The following is a 14,220-nucleotide window of genomic DNA, read 5'->3' as shown; positions in this document are numbered from 1 at the left end:
GCGAAAGGCTTTGCATGTCCGTCGATTACGCAGCCGTCGATTACACCACGTCCAACCTCACTGTCGTGCAGCTCGGCAGCAAGATCGGCGCGCGCATCGACGGCGTCCGGCTCGGCGGTGACCTGGACTCGGTCACCGTGCAGGCGATCCAGGACGCGCTGCACAAGCACAAGGTGATCTTCTTCCGCGGCCAGGAGCATCTGACCGAGGACGGGCAGTACGAGTTCGCGCAGCTGCTGGGCGCGCCGACCACCCCGCATCCGACCGTCACCTCCAAGGGCGTCAAGACGCTGCCCATCGACTCCGAGTACGGGCGCGCCAACAGCTGGCACACCGATGTCACCTTCGTGGACCGGATTCCGAAGGCGTCGATCCTGCGCGCGGTGCACCTGCCGCCCTACGGCGGGTCCACCACCTGGGCCTCCACCGTGGCGGCCTACGAGTCGCTGCCCGCGCCGTTGCGGGCGTTGGTGGAGAACCTGCGTGCCTGCCACACCAACGCCTACGACTACGCCGCCGACCGCACCGAGGTGGCGCGCGGTGAGAACTCGCAGGTGACCGCGAACATCAAGGCGTACCGCGAGGAATTCGAGTCCACCTACTACGAGACCGAGCACCCGGTGGTGCGCGTGCACCCGGTGACCGGCGAACGCGCCCTGCTGCTCGGCCATTTCGTGAAGAACTTCGTCGGCTTCTCCGCCGCCGAATCCCAGGCCCTGTTCCAGCTGCTCCAGAACCGGGTCACCCGCCTGGAGCACACCACCCGCTGGAACTGGCAGCTCGGCGATGTCGCGATCTGGGACAACCGCGCCACCCAGCACTACGCCATCGACGACTACGACGGCCAGCCCCGCCGCCTGACCCGCATCACCCTGGCGGGCGACGTGCCGGTCGGCGTGAACGGCGATGCCAGCACCATCATCACCGGCAATGCCGAGCACTACTCGATCATCGAGGAGGTCGCCCCTCGCGCCGCCTGAATCCCGGCGCGGGATACCGCGATTCGTGTGGGCCCGGGTGTCTGCCACTCACCCGCCCCACCGAACACCGCGGAACGACCCGACTCGATGCCGCCGATCGCGGTGCACTTGCGCACACCGTGACCGACGGCGACAGCCGGTGCGACGGCCCCACCTCTCTCGGGCCTCGCGCCGGCTTTGTCGTCTCACGCGGTCGATCGCCCTCGAGCCGACAACGTCGCATACTCCGCCATAATGGTTCGCGGCCCGTCTCGTTCTGGACTGAGCGGAGCGGGGGAGCGAAGCGGAGGAGCGGAGGGAGGGAAGAACGAGACCTCCAGGGCCGCGAACCCGCCCGTAGCGAAGCGGAGGGCAAATTGGACACGGCGATTCGGCCGCTGGATGGTGTGCGGGTATTGGAGCTTGGGAACTATGTCGCCGCGCCGACGGCCGGGCGGATACTCGGGGACTTCGGGGCCGAGGTGATCAAGGTCGAGCGGCCGAAAACCGGTGATGAGCTGCGGAATTGGCGGCTGTACGGCGGGGATACCTCGATGCTGTACCGGACGGTCAACCGCAACAAGAAGTCCATCACGCTGGACCTGCGGACCGAGGCCGGGCGCGGGATCGTCCTGGATCTGCTCGGGCGCTGCGACGTGCTACTGGAGAACTTCCGGCCCGGCATGCTCGAGAAGTGGGGGCTCGGGCCCGAGGTCCTGAACGCGGCCAATCCGAAGCTGGTGATCACGCGCATCTCCGCCTACGGACAGACCGGTCCGCTCGCGCAGCGGCCGGGCTTCGCGGCGGTGGCCGAGGCGGTCGGCGGATTGCGCGAACTCGTCGGCGATCCGGATCGCCCGCCGGTACGGACGGGCGTGTCCATCGGCGATTCCATCGCGGGGATCTACGCGGCCTTCGGCACCGTCATGGCGCTGTTCCAGCGCGAGCGGGTGCAGCGGGTTCCCTTGGAGCAGCGCATCATCGACGTGGCGCTCAACGAATCCATCCTGTCGGTCATGGAATCGCTGGTGCCGGACTACCTCGCCTACGGCATCAACCGCGAGCGCGTGGGCGGCCGCATGGAGGGCATCGCGCCCAGCAACGCCTACCCGACCAGCGACGGCTACAGCATCATCATCGGCGGCAACGGGGACGCCATCTTCCAGCGGTACATGCAGGTCATCGACCGCCCGGACCTGGCCGCCGATCCGGAACTGCAGGACAATGCGGGACGCTGGCGCAATCGCGAACGGCTCGACGCGTCGATCGCCGAGTGGACGCGCACGCATACGCGCGAGGAGGCACTGAAGATCCTCGAGGCGGCCGCGATTCCGTGCGGTCCCATCTACACCGCCGCCGATATCGTCGCCGACGAGCAGTACAAGGCGCGCAATATGATCCAGCCGTTCCCGGTGGACGTGGGCGAACCGGAACCCAAGGAGGTCGGGTTCCCCGGCATCGTCCCGGTGATCGGCGGACAGTCGCTGCCCATTCGCAATGTCGGCCCGGATCTCGGCGAACACACCCACGAAGTCCTGTCCGAATTGCTCGGTATGTCCGAGGCGGAAATCGCTGCGCTGGAGGCGAACTCATGAGTCTGCGGGATGTCACGCTGCGCGACGGGCTGCAGCTCACCGGGAAGGTGCTGCCCACGGAGCGCAAGGTCCAGATCGCGCGGGAGTTGCTGGCGGCGGGGGTGCCGGAGCTGGAGATCGGATCCATGGCACGACCGGATCTGGTGCCGCCCATGGCCAATACGCTCGAGTTGGTCGCCCGGTTGACGCCGGAGGAGTTGGCGCGCTGCTGGGTGTGGGTGGCCACGCCGCGGCACGTGGCCAAGGCCGCCGAGGCGGGGGTGCGCAATTTCCAGTACTGCTTCTCGGTGTCGGACGCGCACAACAAGGCCAATATCGGGCGCAGCACCGAGGACAGCCTGGCCGCCATGCCGGAGGCCATTCGGCTCGCCGACGCGGCGGGCGGGCGCATTCAGCTGTGTCTGGCAACGGCTTTCACCTGCCCGTTCGATGGGCCCGTGGATCCGGCGCGGGTGCTGGCCATTGCCGCCGACGCGCGGGCCGCGGGGTCGGCGGACATCGTCATCGCCGATACGCTCGGGCAGGCGTACCCGGGTCAGGTCGCGGCGCTGATCGGTTCGGTGGCGGCGACCGGGCGCTGGGGGACGCCGGAGCACCGCATCGTGTTCCACGGGCACGACACCTGGGGCATGGGCGTGGCGAATTCGCTTGCCGCGCTGGACGCGGGCGCGGACGTGGTGGACGGCTCGCTCGGCGGGCTGGGTGGCTGCCCGTTCGCTCCGGGGGCCTCCGGCAATACCTCGAGCGAGGATCTGCTCTTCGCCACCCGGCCGGAATGGTTCACGCCGCCCGTATTGTCGGATCTGGTGAAGATTTCCGAGAATTTGCTGGCCGAACTCGGGGAACCCAATCGATCGCGCGCGGCCGAGGGCGCACGCTCGAAAGCTACAGCATTCGAATGGACAATTGGGGCGAAAGAATAAATTCGCGGAATATTAGCCAGCGTGTGCGTCGGCGCGCAATTTGAGCAAAACCAGGCCCGCGGTGCAGGCGAGAATGAGTCCCGCCACGGTGATTTCGACCCGCAGTCCGGCAATGCCGAGCACCGCGCCGGTGAGTCCGCCCAGGAAGATCAGCCAGGCGACGACGCGGGCCAGGATCGCCGACATCCGCAGGGTCCCGGGGGCGGCGGGCTCCCCGGTGCGCAGCGACGCGCGCAGCGGAGAGGTCGAGAATGCACCCATCATCCACTCCTCGATGACGCCCGCGGGGTCTCGCGATTCTTCGGCGCGTCCCTCGGCTAATTTCGAGCGTCTCACGTGTAACTTTGGACACACATTACGGCTCTGCAACGGAAAGTCCATACGACACTTAGGCAAAACGCGCTGAGTTTACTAATTCGATATCTGAATCATCGCTGTTTGAGATATTCCCGAGGCCTGAGGAATCGCCGTGGCCGTCGCGTCGGAGAACCGACCACCCGCCTGGCCCAACCCCGCAGCCTCCGTTAGGGTGAGCCCACTCGACACGAATCAGGAGTGCCACCAATGGACGGCAGCAACGCGCGCGCGGACGAGCGCGTGCTCACCCCGCTGCGCCACCTGCCCAAGTCTGTGCAGGGCGCCGCCGCCGCGGTCGGCGCCGTCTCGGCGGGCCTCATCCTGCTCGGCGCGTGCGGCCTGGGCCACCAGGACACCTACGTTCCGCCCCCGCCCATCAACGCCGATCTCCAAGCGGCCCCGGTGAGTTCGACCAAGGCCGGCACCACCACCCCCGCCGTCGTCATCCCGCCCTCCCCCTCCTGGCGCGTGGCCGCCGACCAGCCCTCCCGCCGCGCCCCCATTTCCACCATCACCGCCACCCCCGACGACCCGGCCGCCGACCCCAGCACCACCCCCCGAACCACCCTCAGCCGCCCCACCTCCACGCGCCCCACCACCACCGAAAGTCCGCGCCCCACAACGGAACCCCCGGCAACCACCACCCCGCCGGAAACCCCTCCCCCATCAACAACCGACCACCCGGCCTCCGACAACTCCGACGGCTGACCCCACCGCGCGCCGTCCGCCCCGAACCAGCGATTACCAGTCGCCGTCGTCGACGGGTTTGCCTTTCTTGTCGCCCAGGTGGTGGATTTGGGCGGGGGTGGGGTTTTGCCAGGGGTCGTGGTCGTTGCCCAGCCAGTCGCCGACGGGGATGACGTTGGTAAGGGGGGCGGCGGGGGTGAGATCGGTTGCGTCGGAGTCGAAGTAGTCGAACCAGGGGAGGCCGGCGGCGGTGTAGGCCTCGCGGTTGATCGGGGACGGGGGTGGGGCTTCGCCGGTGATGCGGTGCCAGTCGGGTGGGGTGACCAGGTGGATGAACAGGCGGGCGGAGGGGTGGAGGGACCAATCCGCCAGGGGGCGGTCGTCTTTGTAGATTTCCTGGCGCATGGTGCCGCCGACGCCGAGGCCCATGGCGGTGGGCTTGTGGGCGGCGGGAGCGGAGCCGGGAACCGCGCGTGGGGCGCTGCCCGGTGCCGGTGGGGCGGCGTAGGAGTGGGGCAGGCCCGCGGGAGCGCCGAAGGTCGGGGGCGGGGCGGCCAGCGGTGCCGAGGCGGTGATGGCGCGGACCCGGTCGGCCTCGGCGCGGCGGCGTTGTTCCTCGGCCTTGCGCCAGCGGGCGAGTTCGGTGTCGTTGAGGGCGAAGTTCTGGAGTTGGATGCCGCCCCAGGTTTCCGCGCCGGTGATCTGGCCCTCCACCGTCGCGCCCAAACCCAGTGGCACGGCGACGAATTGACGGATGGTGCCCGCGCCGGAATTGATGCCGTCCAGCCAGGGCTGTTTGGGCAGGACCACGTAGTTCTGTGGATCCCGCCCGAGTCGATCACTCCACGGCTCACCCGATACGGCGCAGACCTTGCCCACGCCGATCTGCAGTGCCGCAGGCTCTTTCGCGGAGAACGACAGCCACATCGCCTCCCGCAGATACATGGGCAGCATCACCCCGCCGCGCGCGGCCCACTCCGGCGGCACCGAGTCCGCGTAGTCCGCCACGCGCCGCACCGGAAACTCCCCGAGCCCGGGCGGCAGCGGATGCGTGCCCTCCTCGGGCAAGCGCAGCGTGCGAATGAACCGCACCCCCACCCCACCGGGAAGCACCAGGGTGTTCCCGTCCAGCCGTACCGATTCTCCTCCCATGCCTTCGACCCTACGCCCGCCGATCGCCGCGCCCCACCCAATTCCCAACTCCGCACCCCCGCGCGATCCCGAGCATGCACCCCAGCAAGCAAACGCCGAGATGCGTTCTGCCACAATGCATTCGCGTGATCGACGCGCCCAACCGGCGCGCGCCCCGTCCGGTCCGGAACCGGGCGCGCGCCGAGCGTACGCGAGCTCAGAACTCCACGAGGGTGTAGTCGCCGACGCGGTCGGCGAGCACGCGCAGATGCTCCAGATCACTGCCCAGCGTCCGCGCGATCGCGGTCAGCCGCGCCACATAGTGGCTGACCGGATACTCGGTGGTGATGCCGATCCCACCGTGCATCTGAATGGACTCCTGCCCAATGTGCCTGGCGGAGCGACCCACCTGGAGTCGAGCGCGGGAGGCGGCCACCTGATCGACCGAGCCGTCCGCCACGGCGGCGGTGACATACAGACTCATGCTGCGCGCCAATTCCAGCGACACGTACATGTTCGCCGCACGCTGGGTGAGCGTCTGGAACTTGGACAGCGTGACCCCGAACTGCTTGCGCGTCTTCAGATATTCGGTGGTCAGCCGCATCGCCTCTTCCATCGCACCCAGCGACTCCGCGCACAGACTGGCCTGCGCGGCCGCCGTCACCGCATCGATCACCGGCCGCGCGTCCCCACCGGCACCGAGCAGTTCGGCCGCCGCGGAGGCGAATTCGATCTGCGCGCCCCGCCGCTCGTCGAAGGTGCGGTACGGGGTGCGCGTGACGCCCTCGGCGTCGGCGGCGATCAGGAACAGGCCGATGCCGCCACCCGGCAATGCCGCACTGACCACGAGCCGATCGGCACAGTCCCCGTGCCGCACCGGATTCTTGACGCCGGTGACGCGATACCCGTCCCCGTCCGGCACCGCCGCGGTAGCCAGCTCGCTTGCGGGCCAACGGCTTCCGGGCTCATCGTGCGCGAAGGCCAGCAGGCTCTCCCCGCCCACCACCGCGGGCAGCACCCGCTGCCGCTGCTCGGCGGTACCCGCGGCCGCCACCAGCCCGCCCGGGATCAGCACGGCGTCGAGGACCGGCTCGGGCGCATTGCGCCGCCCGATCTCCTCCATGACCACCATGGTCTCCACCGGCCCCGCGCCGACCCCGCCGTCCTCCTCGGCGAAGGCGAGTCCGAGCACGCCCAGTTCGGCGAGCTGTCGCCACACCTCGCGGCTCCAGCCGAGTTCGGTGTCGGTGACCTTCAGCAGCTTCTCCGGGTCGTAGGCGCGGCCCAGCAGGTCCCGGACCGTCTCGCGCAGCATGACCTGTTCATCGGTGAGTTCGAAATCCATGGCGGCGGCTCACAATCCGAGGATGGTGGAGGCGATGATGGTGCGCTGCACCTCGCTGGAGCCTCCGTAGATGGTGGTCTTGCGGTAGTTGAGGTAGCCGGGGCCACTGCGCTGCGCCCAGCCGGGCGAGGCGATGTCGTCGGCGTCGACCGGCAGCGCGTCGGGTCCGGCGATGTCGAGCAGCAGTTCGGTGGCGGCCTGCTGCAGCTCGGAGCCGCGCAGCTTGAGCACCGAGGAGGCCGGATTCGGCTTGCCGTCACTGGAGTTCGAGACGACCCGCATCAGGGTCAGTTCGAGCGCCAGCAGCTCGTTCTCGATCTCGGCGATCCGCGCGGCGAACACCGGATCCTCGAGCAGCGTCCCACCGCCCGAACGAATCTGGGCCGCATACTCTTTCGCGACACCCAGCTTCACCTTGGTGCGCCCCACGCCGGTGATGCCGGTGCGCTCGTTGCCGAGCAGGAACTTGGCGTAGGTCCAGCCCATGTTCTCCTCGCCGACCAGCTGATCGGCCGGGACCCGGACGTTCTCGAAGAAGACCTCGTTGACCTCGTGGTGGCCGTCGATGAGCTTGATCGGCCGAATCGTCACGCCGGGCGATTTCACGTCGAAGAGCAGCATCGAGATGCCCGCCTGCTTCTTGGCGGCCGGATCGGTGCGCACCAGGCAGAAGATCCAGTCGGCGTACTGCGCGAGGGTGGTCCAGATCTTCTGGCCGTTGACGATGTAGGAGTCGCCGTCGCGCACCGCGGTGGTGCGCAGCGAGGCCAGGTCCGAACCCGCGTCGGGCTCGGAGAAGCCCTGGCACCACCAGATGTCGAGGTTGGCGGTCGGCGGCAGGAAGCGCTGCTTCATCTCCTCCGAACCGAATTGAGCGATCACCGGCCCGATCATCTGGGCATTGAAGGTGAGCGGCTCGGGCACCGAGGCCAGCTGCATCTCGTCTTCCCAAAGGTGACGCTGCATGGGCGTCCAGTCCTTGCCGCCCCACTGCACCGGCCATTTCGGCACGGCCAGGCCGTTCTCGTTGAGGATGCGATGGGTGGTGACGATGTCATCGCGCGAGAGTTCGAGACCGTACTTCACGCGGTCGCGGATCTCCGCCGGGATCTTGGTCCGATAGAACTCGCGCAGTTCGTCCCGGAATTTCACCTCATCGGGTGATAGGGCCAGCTTCATTGCTTCTCCCGAGCGTCGCTGTGATGTCGCCAATAAACTTACCCCCCGGTAATGAATCGGGTGTCGGCCGGATCACACCGAGCGACCGATGCAGCGCGGCGGCTCTCGAGTGGAGCTGGTACGTTGCCGTGGAATCCGGTTTCCGATGAGGAGCAGCACGAGTGAACGGTTGGAACCTGTCCCGGCGCGCCCTCGCGGTCGCGGCCCTTACCGCGACGGCGACCCTCGGCGCGAGCACCACGGCCACCGCCGACCAGCCCAAAACCCCGGCCGAGCTGGGCATCGAGCAGCTCACCCAGGCCGTCGGCACTGACATCGCGGGCAAGACCGCGGTCGCGAACATCGCCCGGGCCGACCAGTTGGTCACCGCCGCGAAGCTGGAAAACGTTCAGTTCACGCCGTTCTCGTACCTGGCTCCCACGCTGGGCTGCGGCTTCAACATGCCCTTCAGCCTGACCAATGCCATGGCGGTGACCGGCGTCTCGGGCGCGAACGGCGTCTCCTCGCTGCCGCCCGGCAGCGTCAGCTTCCAGGCGATGGCCCAGCAGAACGGCTTCCCGCTCGCCTCCGGTCTGACGGTGGCCTGGCTCAATGTGAACAACGGCCGCAGCGGCATCACCGCCCTGGACGACCAGACCGAGTACAACCTCCCGGCGCTGTCCAAGACCGCCGACACCGGCGCGGGCACGGTCATCGCCTCCCTCTGGGGCACCATCGACTACCCGAACGCCCGCTGTGTGGTCCTGCCCACCGTCGGCCTGTTCACCGTGACCGACACCCCGCCCGCCCCGCAATCCGCCCCGGCCCCCACCGATCCCACCAAGCCGGACTCCTCGACGCCGACGACCACCCCGGACGCCTCGGCCCCCACCACGTCGGCCGCGCCCGCTCCGGCCGCGCCCACAACTCCGGCCCAGGCTCCCGACGCCGGTTCGGCCACCCCGGCCAACTGATCCTCGAAAACACAACGCCCGCATTCCTTCTGGAATGCGGGCGTTGGTTTGTTCGAACCGCCTCAGGCGCGCGGCTTGCGGCGCTCGTAGCGCGGCTTGCTGTCGCGGAACTCGCGGCGCGGGGCGCGGCTCATGGAGCGCTGTCCGGGCGGGCCCTGATCCAGCTGGAGCTGAATGAGCTGGCCGCTGATGCGGGTGCGGCTCAAGGCGTTCAGGGTCTCGTCGGACAGGTCGGCGGGCAGCTCGACCAGCGAGTGGTCGGGCCGAATGCTGATGTGCCCGAAGTCGCTGCGGCGTAGGCCGCCCTCATTGGCGATCGCGCCCACGATCGCACCGGGAGCGACCTTGTGCCGCTTGCCCACCGAGATCCGGTAGGTGGCCAGCTCCGCACCGGTCTGGCGATGCTTGGACGGCTCGCGGCGCTCGCGCGGCCCGCGATCGTCGAAGGAGCGCGGCGTGCGCTCCCGATCGCGGTCGCGGCGCTCACGCGGCGCGGGCTCCGGATCGGGCTCCATGAAGAAGGTGTCGCCCTCGTGGCCGCCGACCGCGAGCGCCGCCGCGATGTCCACCAGCGGAATATTGTGCTCGCGCTCGTATTCCTCGATGAGCTTGCGGAACAGCGGCACGTTCGCCGAGTTCAGGTTCTCGGTGATGGCGTCGTGGAACTTGGTGACGCGCTGGGCGTTCACGTCCTCGACGCTGGGCAGCTGCATCTCGGTGACCTGCTGGCGGGTGGCACGCTCGATGGCGTCGAGCAGGCGGCGCTCGCGCGGGGCCACGAACAGCAGCGCGTCACCGGAGCGGCCCGCGCGGCCGGTGCGGCCGATGCGGTGCACGTAGGACTCGGTGTCGTGCGGGATGTCGTAGTTCACCACGTGCGAGATGCGTTCCACGTCCAGGCCGCGCGCGGCCACGTCGGTGGCGACCAGGATGTCGAGCACGCCCGACTTGAGCTGGCCGATGGTGCGCTCACGCTGCGCCTGCGCGATGTCGCCATTGATGGCGGCCGCGGAATACCCACGCGCGCGCAGCTTTTCGGCCAACTCCTCGGTGGCCTGCTTGGTGCGCACGAAGATGATCATGGCCTCGAAGGGCTCCACCTCGAGGATGCGGGTCAGCGCGTCCAGCTTGCGCTGATACGACACCAGCACCCAGCGCTGGGTGATGTTGGTGTTGGTGGAGGTCTTGGTCTTGACCGTGATCTCGACCGGTTCCTTCAGGTACTGCTTGGAGATCTTGCGGATCGCCGTCGGCATGGTGGCCGAGAACAGCGCCACCTGCTTGTCGGCGGGCGTGTCGCGCAGGATGCGTTCCACGTCCTCCTGGAAGCCCATCTTGAGCATCTCGTCGGCCTCGTCGAGCACCAGGTACTGCAGCTCGGTGAGATCGAGGGTGCCGCGCTCGAGGTGATCGATGACGCGCCCCGGGGTGCCGACCACCACCTGCGCGCCGCGCCGCAGACCCGACAGCTGGACCGCGTAGTTCTGCCCACCGTAGATGGGCAGCACGTGCACTCCGGGCATGTGGGTGGCGTACCGGCCGAACGCCTCCGCCACCTGGATCGCCAGTTCGCGAGTCGGGGCCAGCACCAGCGCCTTCGGCGCCTTGCCGCGCTCGTTCAGCCCCTGGAGCACGGGGATGGCGAAGGCGGCCGTCTTGCCGGTACCGGTCTGGGCCAGACCCACCACGTCACGACCCTCGAGCAGCGGCGGAATCGTCGCGGCCTGAATGGGCGACGGCGATTCGTAGCCGACATCCGCGATGGCCCGCAGAATGCGGTCATCGAGGCCGAGATCGGCGAAGGACGGGCCGGAAACGTCCCTCTCGTCGTCAGTGGGAACGCTGTCGGCCGGTGAGGTACTCATTGCGGAGGATTTTACTGCCTGCTAGCTGCGGGGTTGACCATCGGGTGAATACCCTGGGAGTCGTGCATCCGGACAACTCGCCCGCGCCCTCCGTCTCGACCACCGTCGGTTCCCCTTCCGGACTCGGCAATTCCGAACCCACACCCGTGCGCAATTACGTCACCGGAACCCTGGCCACCGACGATGCGGGCAGCTCGGGAGCCGTGGCGACGGCCGTTCACGAGACCGCCGCGCAGGCCGGGCGCGGCGGCACACCCGAACCCGCGGGCGCGGTGGACGTGGCGGTGGTGCAGTTCGATCCCTACACCGACACCGTGGCCAATCTCACCGCGCTGCGCGCGGAGGTCAAGGCCGCCAGCGAACTCGGAGCGAAGGTGGTGGTGGCGCCGGAGTATTCGATGTTCGCCACCAAGGTCCTCGACGAGCGGGCGGTCGCCGCGGCCGAACCGCTGACCGGACCGTTCGTCACCGGATTGCGCGGCATCGCAGCCGAATTCGGTGTGCACGTGGTGGCGGGCATGGTGGAGACCGGCGGCCCGGACCAGCCCGCCGGGCACGTCTACAACACCCTCGTCGCCGCCACGCCCGACGCCGAATTCGCGGCGGTCTACCGCAAGGTGCATCTCTACGACGCCTTCGGCGCGAAGGAATCCGACCTGCTCATTCCCGGCCCGCTGGACCAGTCACCTACCTTCACCGTGGAAGGTGTCGTGTTCGGCATGCAGCTGTGCTTCGATCTGCGGTTCCCCGAGGGCATTCGACGCCTGGCCGCGGCCGGGACGCAGGTGCTGCTGTTGCCCGCGCAGTGGATTCCCGGGCCCGGCAAGGTCGATCAGTGGACGACGCTGCTGCGCGCCCGGGCCATCGAGAACACCATGTACGTGGCCGCCGCCGACCAGGCCGCGCCCCGCGGCGCGGGCACCTCCATGATCGTCTCCCCCACCGGCGCGGTGCTGGCCGAACTCGGTGACCAGCCGGGCATCGCCACCGCCCGCATCGATCTGGCACACCTGCGCGAGGTCCGCACCACCAATCCGAGCCTGTCCCTGCGCCGCTACACCATTCGCGGCGAGTAGCGAGCGGGCTCCGACGGGGGGTCGGACGCCTAAACTGGATGGCGATGATCTATCCGGATCGGGGGGCCGCCGGACGCGCGCTGGGTGAACGACTCGAGCACCTGCGCGCGGCGGATCCCTTGGTGCTGGGGCTGCCGCGCGGCGGGGTTCCGGTGGCCGCGGCGGTGCGGGAGGTGATCGGCGGGGATCTGGATGTGCTGTTGGTCCGCAAGCTCGGGGTGCCGTGGCAGCCGGAACTGGCCATGGGCGCCATCGGCGAGGACGAGGTGCGGGTGCTCAATTACGACGTCATGCGGCACACCGGGGTGAGCGACGACCAGCTGGCGGCCATCGAGGACATGGAGCGCGCCGAGCTGGAACGGCGGCGGCGCATCCTGCGGGCGAGCCCGCCGCTGCCATTGAAGGACCGGACCGTGATCATCGTGGACGACGGCATGGCCACCGGAGCGACCGTGGCCGCCGGCTGCGAGATCGCGCGGCTGCACGAGCCGCGCCGGGTGGTGGTGGCCGTGCCGGTGTCGAGTGTCGAAGCGCTGCACCGGATTCGGTCGGTGGCCGACGAGGTGGTGTGCCCGCTGGTGCCCCGCGCCCTGGGCGGGGTCGGCGGGGCGTATCGGGACTTCCACCAGCTCACCGACGCGGAAGTGGTCGAGCTGCTCAGCGAATCTCGGTGAGGCCCTTGCGGTGTCGCTGGGCCAGCTCGGCGTAGAAGCCGGGGTTGGTCTTGACCCACAGTTCGGCCGGGGTGCCGTCGAGCGGCTTCTTGACCTGCGCGGGCGAGCCCGCGGCCAGCACACCGTCCGGAATCTCCTGGCCGGGACCCACCAGCGAGTGCGCGGCGATCATGACGCCGCTGCCGATCCTGGCCAGATCCAGCACCGTACTGCCGTTGCCCACAATCGATTCCGCGCCGAGCGTGGCGCCGTGGAACACCACCGAGTGCGCGATGGTCGAGCCCGCGCCGATCTCCACCGCGACGTCCTGCGGCACGTGGATCACGGCATTGTCCTGCACATTCGCGCGCTCGCGCAGGATGATGGGCGCGAGGTCGGCGCGCAGCACCGCGCCGTACCAGACCGAGGCTCCGGCCTCGACCCGCACATCGCCGATCAGGGTGGCGGTGGGTGCGATGAACGCGGTCGGATCGATGGTCGGGCGCTTGCCTTCGAATTCATAGAGGGGCACGGGTCCACCGTAGTTCCGGCACGCGGTCGAGGGGCGGCGTCAGACCAGCGAACGGGCGTGCACGAATTCGACGATCTCCGCGGTGACCTCGGCGTGCACCGGTTCGTGCAGCAGGTCGTGCCCGGCGTGGGGGTAGGTGGTGAAGCGCGCGCCGACCTGGGCGGCCCAATCACGGACCGGGTCGAGCGGGGCGCGGCGGTCGTCCTCGCCGTGCACGATCAGCACCGGCAGGCCCTCGGGCAGGCGGGGGCCGGGCCAGTCCGAATCCCGCTCGGTCGCGACCGCGGCCCGCGAGCGGGGACCGGCGGGGGCGCGAACGGGTGTGTCGGCACCGCGCGCGGACTTCGGGGACTTGCCCTCGAGCACCGCCTTCGGCGTGCCGGACAGCACCAGGCCCGAGAATTCGCCCGGCTCCGCGTCCCGCAGCACCGCCAGCGCGGTGGCCGCGCCCAGCGAGTGGCCCAGCAGGAAGGGCGTGGAATTCGCTTGGGCCCGTACCTGTTCCAGGAACAGTCTGGCGTCGGCCGCCAATTCGTGGATATTGCCCGGCCGGTCCGGATCCCCCTCACTGAGGCCGTGGCCGGAGGTGTCCAGGGCCCAGAGTTCGATTCCGCGGGCGGCGAGCGCCCTGGCGAACCGGTGGTAGTGCGCGCTGTGCTGGCCGATTCCGGGTAACAGGGCCAGCGCGGCCTGTGCATTGTCGAGCTGCCATCGTCGGTAGTGAAGGCGGCCGCGAGCGCCCGCGAGGTAGAGCATCGGCAGATTGTGACAGACCGGGCAGGGTTGCGGGGCTACTCCGCGGAGGCGACTGACGAGTAATGAGGAGGAGCCGGCGAACCGCGCGTGACCGGCGACACGCCGGACCCGGCGGTGGGGTTTCTCACCCCCGACCGGCGGATCGGCGCCAACCTGCCGAAGTGGGGCGGCCGAGTCGTGTTGTCCCCCAACAACGCCCGCGCACCGCC

At 69.2% G+C, this 14,220-nt stretch carries 14 protein-coding genes; 7 read left to right on the top strand and 7 right to left on the bottom strand.

The window, feature by feature from the left end:
- Positions 1–14: 14 nt before the first annotated feature.
- From VMT65_RS04200 to VMT65_RS04190, 3 genes are all read left to right on the top strand, one after another.
- Positions 15–980 (top strand): TauD/TfdA dioxygenase family protein, encoded by a 966-nt coding sequence (locus VMT65_RS04200; protein ID WP_326306577.1) that lies wholly within the window; start codon positions 15–17, stop codon positions 978–980.
- Between the two features lie 356 nt (positions 981–1,336).
- Positions 1,337–2,554, top strand: coding sequence for a CaiB/BaiF CoA transferase family protein (locus VMT65_RS04195; protein WP_326306576.1), 1,218 nt, complete (start codon positions 1,337–1,339; stop codon positions 2,552–2,554).
- Complete coding sequence (locus VMT65_RS04190) at positions 2,551–3,477, top strand: hydroxymethylglutaryl-CoA lyase (protein WP_326306575.1); 927 nt, start codon at positions 2,551–2,553, stop codon at positions 3,475–3,477. The genes VMT65_RS04195 and VMT65_RS04190 overlap by 4 nt, the downstream gene beginning before the upstream one ends.
- Before the next feature lie 12 nt (positions 3,478–3,489).
- Here the strand turns inward: VMT65_RS04190 and VMT65_RS04185 are convergent, their stop codons facing one another.
- Positions 3,490–3,738, bottom strand: coding sequence for a hypothetical protein (locus VMT65_RS04185; protein WP_326306574.1), 249 nt, complete (start codon positions 3,736–3,738; stop codon positions 3,490–3,492).
- Positions 3,739–4,041: 303 nt separating this feature from the next.
- On the opposite strand from VMT65_RS04185, the gene VMT65_RS04180 reads away from it, so the two are divergent.
- Positions 4,042–4,542 (top strand): hypothetical protein, encoded by a 501-nt coding sequence (locus VMT65_RS04180; RefSeq protein ID WP_326306573.1) that lies wholly within the window; start codon positions 4,042–4,044, stop codon positions 4,540–4,542.
- Positions 4,543–4,575: 33 nt separating this feature from the next.
- Here VMT65_RS04180 and VMT65_RS04175 read toward each other — a convergent pair whose 3' ends face one another.
- The 3 genes from VMT65_RS04175 to VMT65_RS04165 all read right to left on the bottom strand — a co-directional run bounded on the left by VMT65_RS04175 (position 4,576) and on the right by VMT65_RS04165 (position 8,176).
- The gene (locus VMT65_RS04175; RefSeq protein ID WP_326306572.1) at positions 4,576–5,673 is read right to left on the bottom strand and encodes a hypothetical protein; all 1,098 of its coding nucleotides are present in this window, start codon (positions 5,671–5,673) and stop codon (positions 4,576–4,578) included.
- Positions 5,674–5,869: 196 nt separating this feature from the next.
- On the bottom strand, positions 5,870–6,997 hold the full coding sequence (locus VMT65_RS04170; RefSeq protein ID WP_326306571.1) for an acyl-CoA dehydrogenase family protein: 1,128 nt from the start codon (positions 6,995–6,997) through the stop codon (positions 5,870–5,872).
- Between the two features lie 9 nt (positions 6,998–7,006).
- Entirely contained in the window at positions 7,007–8,176 is a 1,170-nt protein-coding gene (locus tag VMT65_RS04165) for an acyl-CoA dehydrogenase family protein (protein ID WP_326306570.1), read from the bottom strand.
- A gap of 161 nt (positions 8,177–8,337) precedes the next feature.
- Between VMT65_RS04165 and VMT65_RS04160 the strand changes: the two genes are divergently transcribed.
- Positions 8,338–9,129 (top strand): hypothetical protein, encoded by a 792-nt coding sequence (locus VMT65_RS04160; RefSeq protein ID WP_326306569.1) that lies wholly within the window; start codon positions 8,338–8,340, stop codon positions 9,127–9,129.
- Positions 9,130–9,191: 62 nt separating this feature from the next.
- Here VMT65_RS04160 and VMT65_RS04155 read toward each other — a convergent pair whose 3' ends face one another.
- A complete protein-coding gene (locus tag VMT65_RS04155) occupies positions 9,192–10,994 on the bottom strand; it encodes a DEAD/DEAH box helicase (protein ID WP_326306568.1) in 1,803 nt (600 codons plus the stop codon).
- A 272-nt stretch (positions 10,995–11,266) separates the two neighbouring features.
- Here VMT65_RS04155 and VMT65_RS04150 point away from each other — a divergent pair, with 272 nt between their 5' ends.
- Both VMT65_RS04150 and VMT65_RS04145 read left to right on the top strand, forming a co-directional pair.
- Complete coding sequence (locus tag VMT65_RS04150) at positions 11,267–12,070, top strand: carbon-nitrogen hydrolase family protein (RefSeq protein ID WP_326307435.1); 804 nt, start codon at positions 11,267–11,269, stop codon at positions 12,068–12,070.
- Between the two features lie 44 nt (positions 12,071–12,114).
- Positions 12,115–12,744 (top strand): phosphoribosyltransferase, encoded by a 630-nt coding sequence (locus tag VMT65_RS04145; protein ID WP_326306567.1) that lies wholly within the window; start codon positions 12,115–12,117, stop codon positions 12,742–12,744.
- Here the strand turns inward: VMT65_RS04145 and VMT65_RS04140 are convergent.
- Positions 12,728–13,255: a gamma carbonic anhydrase family protein gene (locus VMT65_RS04140; RefSeq protein WP_326306566.1), complete on the bottom strand. Its 528-nt coding sequence runs from the start codon at positions 13,253–13,255 to the stop codon at positions 12,728–12,730. The genes VMT65_RS04145 and VMT65_RS04140 overlap by 17 nt on opposite strands.
- Before the next feature lie 39 nt (positions 13,256–13,294).
- The gene (locus tag VMT65_RS04135) at positions 13,295–14,011 is read right to left on the bottom strand and encodes an alpha/beta hydrolase (RefSeq protein WP_326306565.1); all 717 of its coding nucleotides are present in this window, start codon (positions 14,009–14,011) and stop codon (positions 13,295–13,297) included.
- Between the last annotated feature and the right edge of the window lie 209 nt (positions 14,012–14,220).

It is taken from the genome of Nocardia sp. CDC153 (genome assembly GCF_035818515.1).
GTDB lineage: Bacteria > Actinomycetota > Actinomycetes > Mycobacteriales > Mycobacteriaceae > Nocardia.
Note: the sequence above shows the minus strand (reverse complement) of the source record. Positions and strands in the feature narration are given on the sequence as shown.

Coding starts and splice junctions, on each gene's coding strand:
- VMT65_RS04135 (WP_326306565.1), bottom strand. CDS start 14,011: ATGCTCTACCTCGCGGGCGCTCGCGGCCGCCTTCACTACCGACGATGG.
- VMT65_RS04180 (WP_326306573.1), top strand. CDS start 4,042: ATGGACGGCAGCAACGCGCGCGCGGACGAGCGCGTGCTCACCCCGCTG.
- VMT65_RS04175 (WP_326306572.1), bottom strand. CDS start 5,673: ATGGGAGGAGAATCGGTACGGCTGGACGGGAACACCCTGGTGCTTCCC.
- VMT65_RS04145 (WP_326306567.1), top strand. CDS start 12,115: ATGATCTATCCGGATCGGGGGGCCGCCGGACGCGCGCTGGGTGAACGA.
- VMT65_RS04190 (WP_326306575.1), top strand. CDS start 2,551: ATGAGTCTGCGGGATGTCACGCTGCGCGACGGGCTGCAGCTCACCGGG.
- VMT65_RS04155 (WP_326306568.1), bottom strand. CDS start 10,994: ATGAGTACCTCACCGGCCGACAGCGTTCCCACTGACGACGAGAGGGAC.
- VMT65_RS04165 (WP_326306570.1), bottom strand. CDS start 8,176: ATGAAGCTGGCCCTATCACCCGATGAGGTGAAATTCCGGGACGAACTG.
- VMT65_RS04185 (WP_326306574.1), bottom strand. CDS start 3,738: ATGGGTGCATTCTCGACCTCTCCGCTGCGCGCGTCGCTGCGCACCGGG.
- VMT65_RS04200 (WP_326306577.1), top strand. CDS start 15: ATGTCCGTCGATTACGCAGCCGTCGATTACACCACGTCCAACCTCACT.
- VMT65_RS04170 (WP_326306571.1), bottom strand. CDS start 6,997: ATGGATTTCGAACTCACCGATGAACAGGTCATGCTGCGCGAGACGGTC.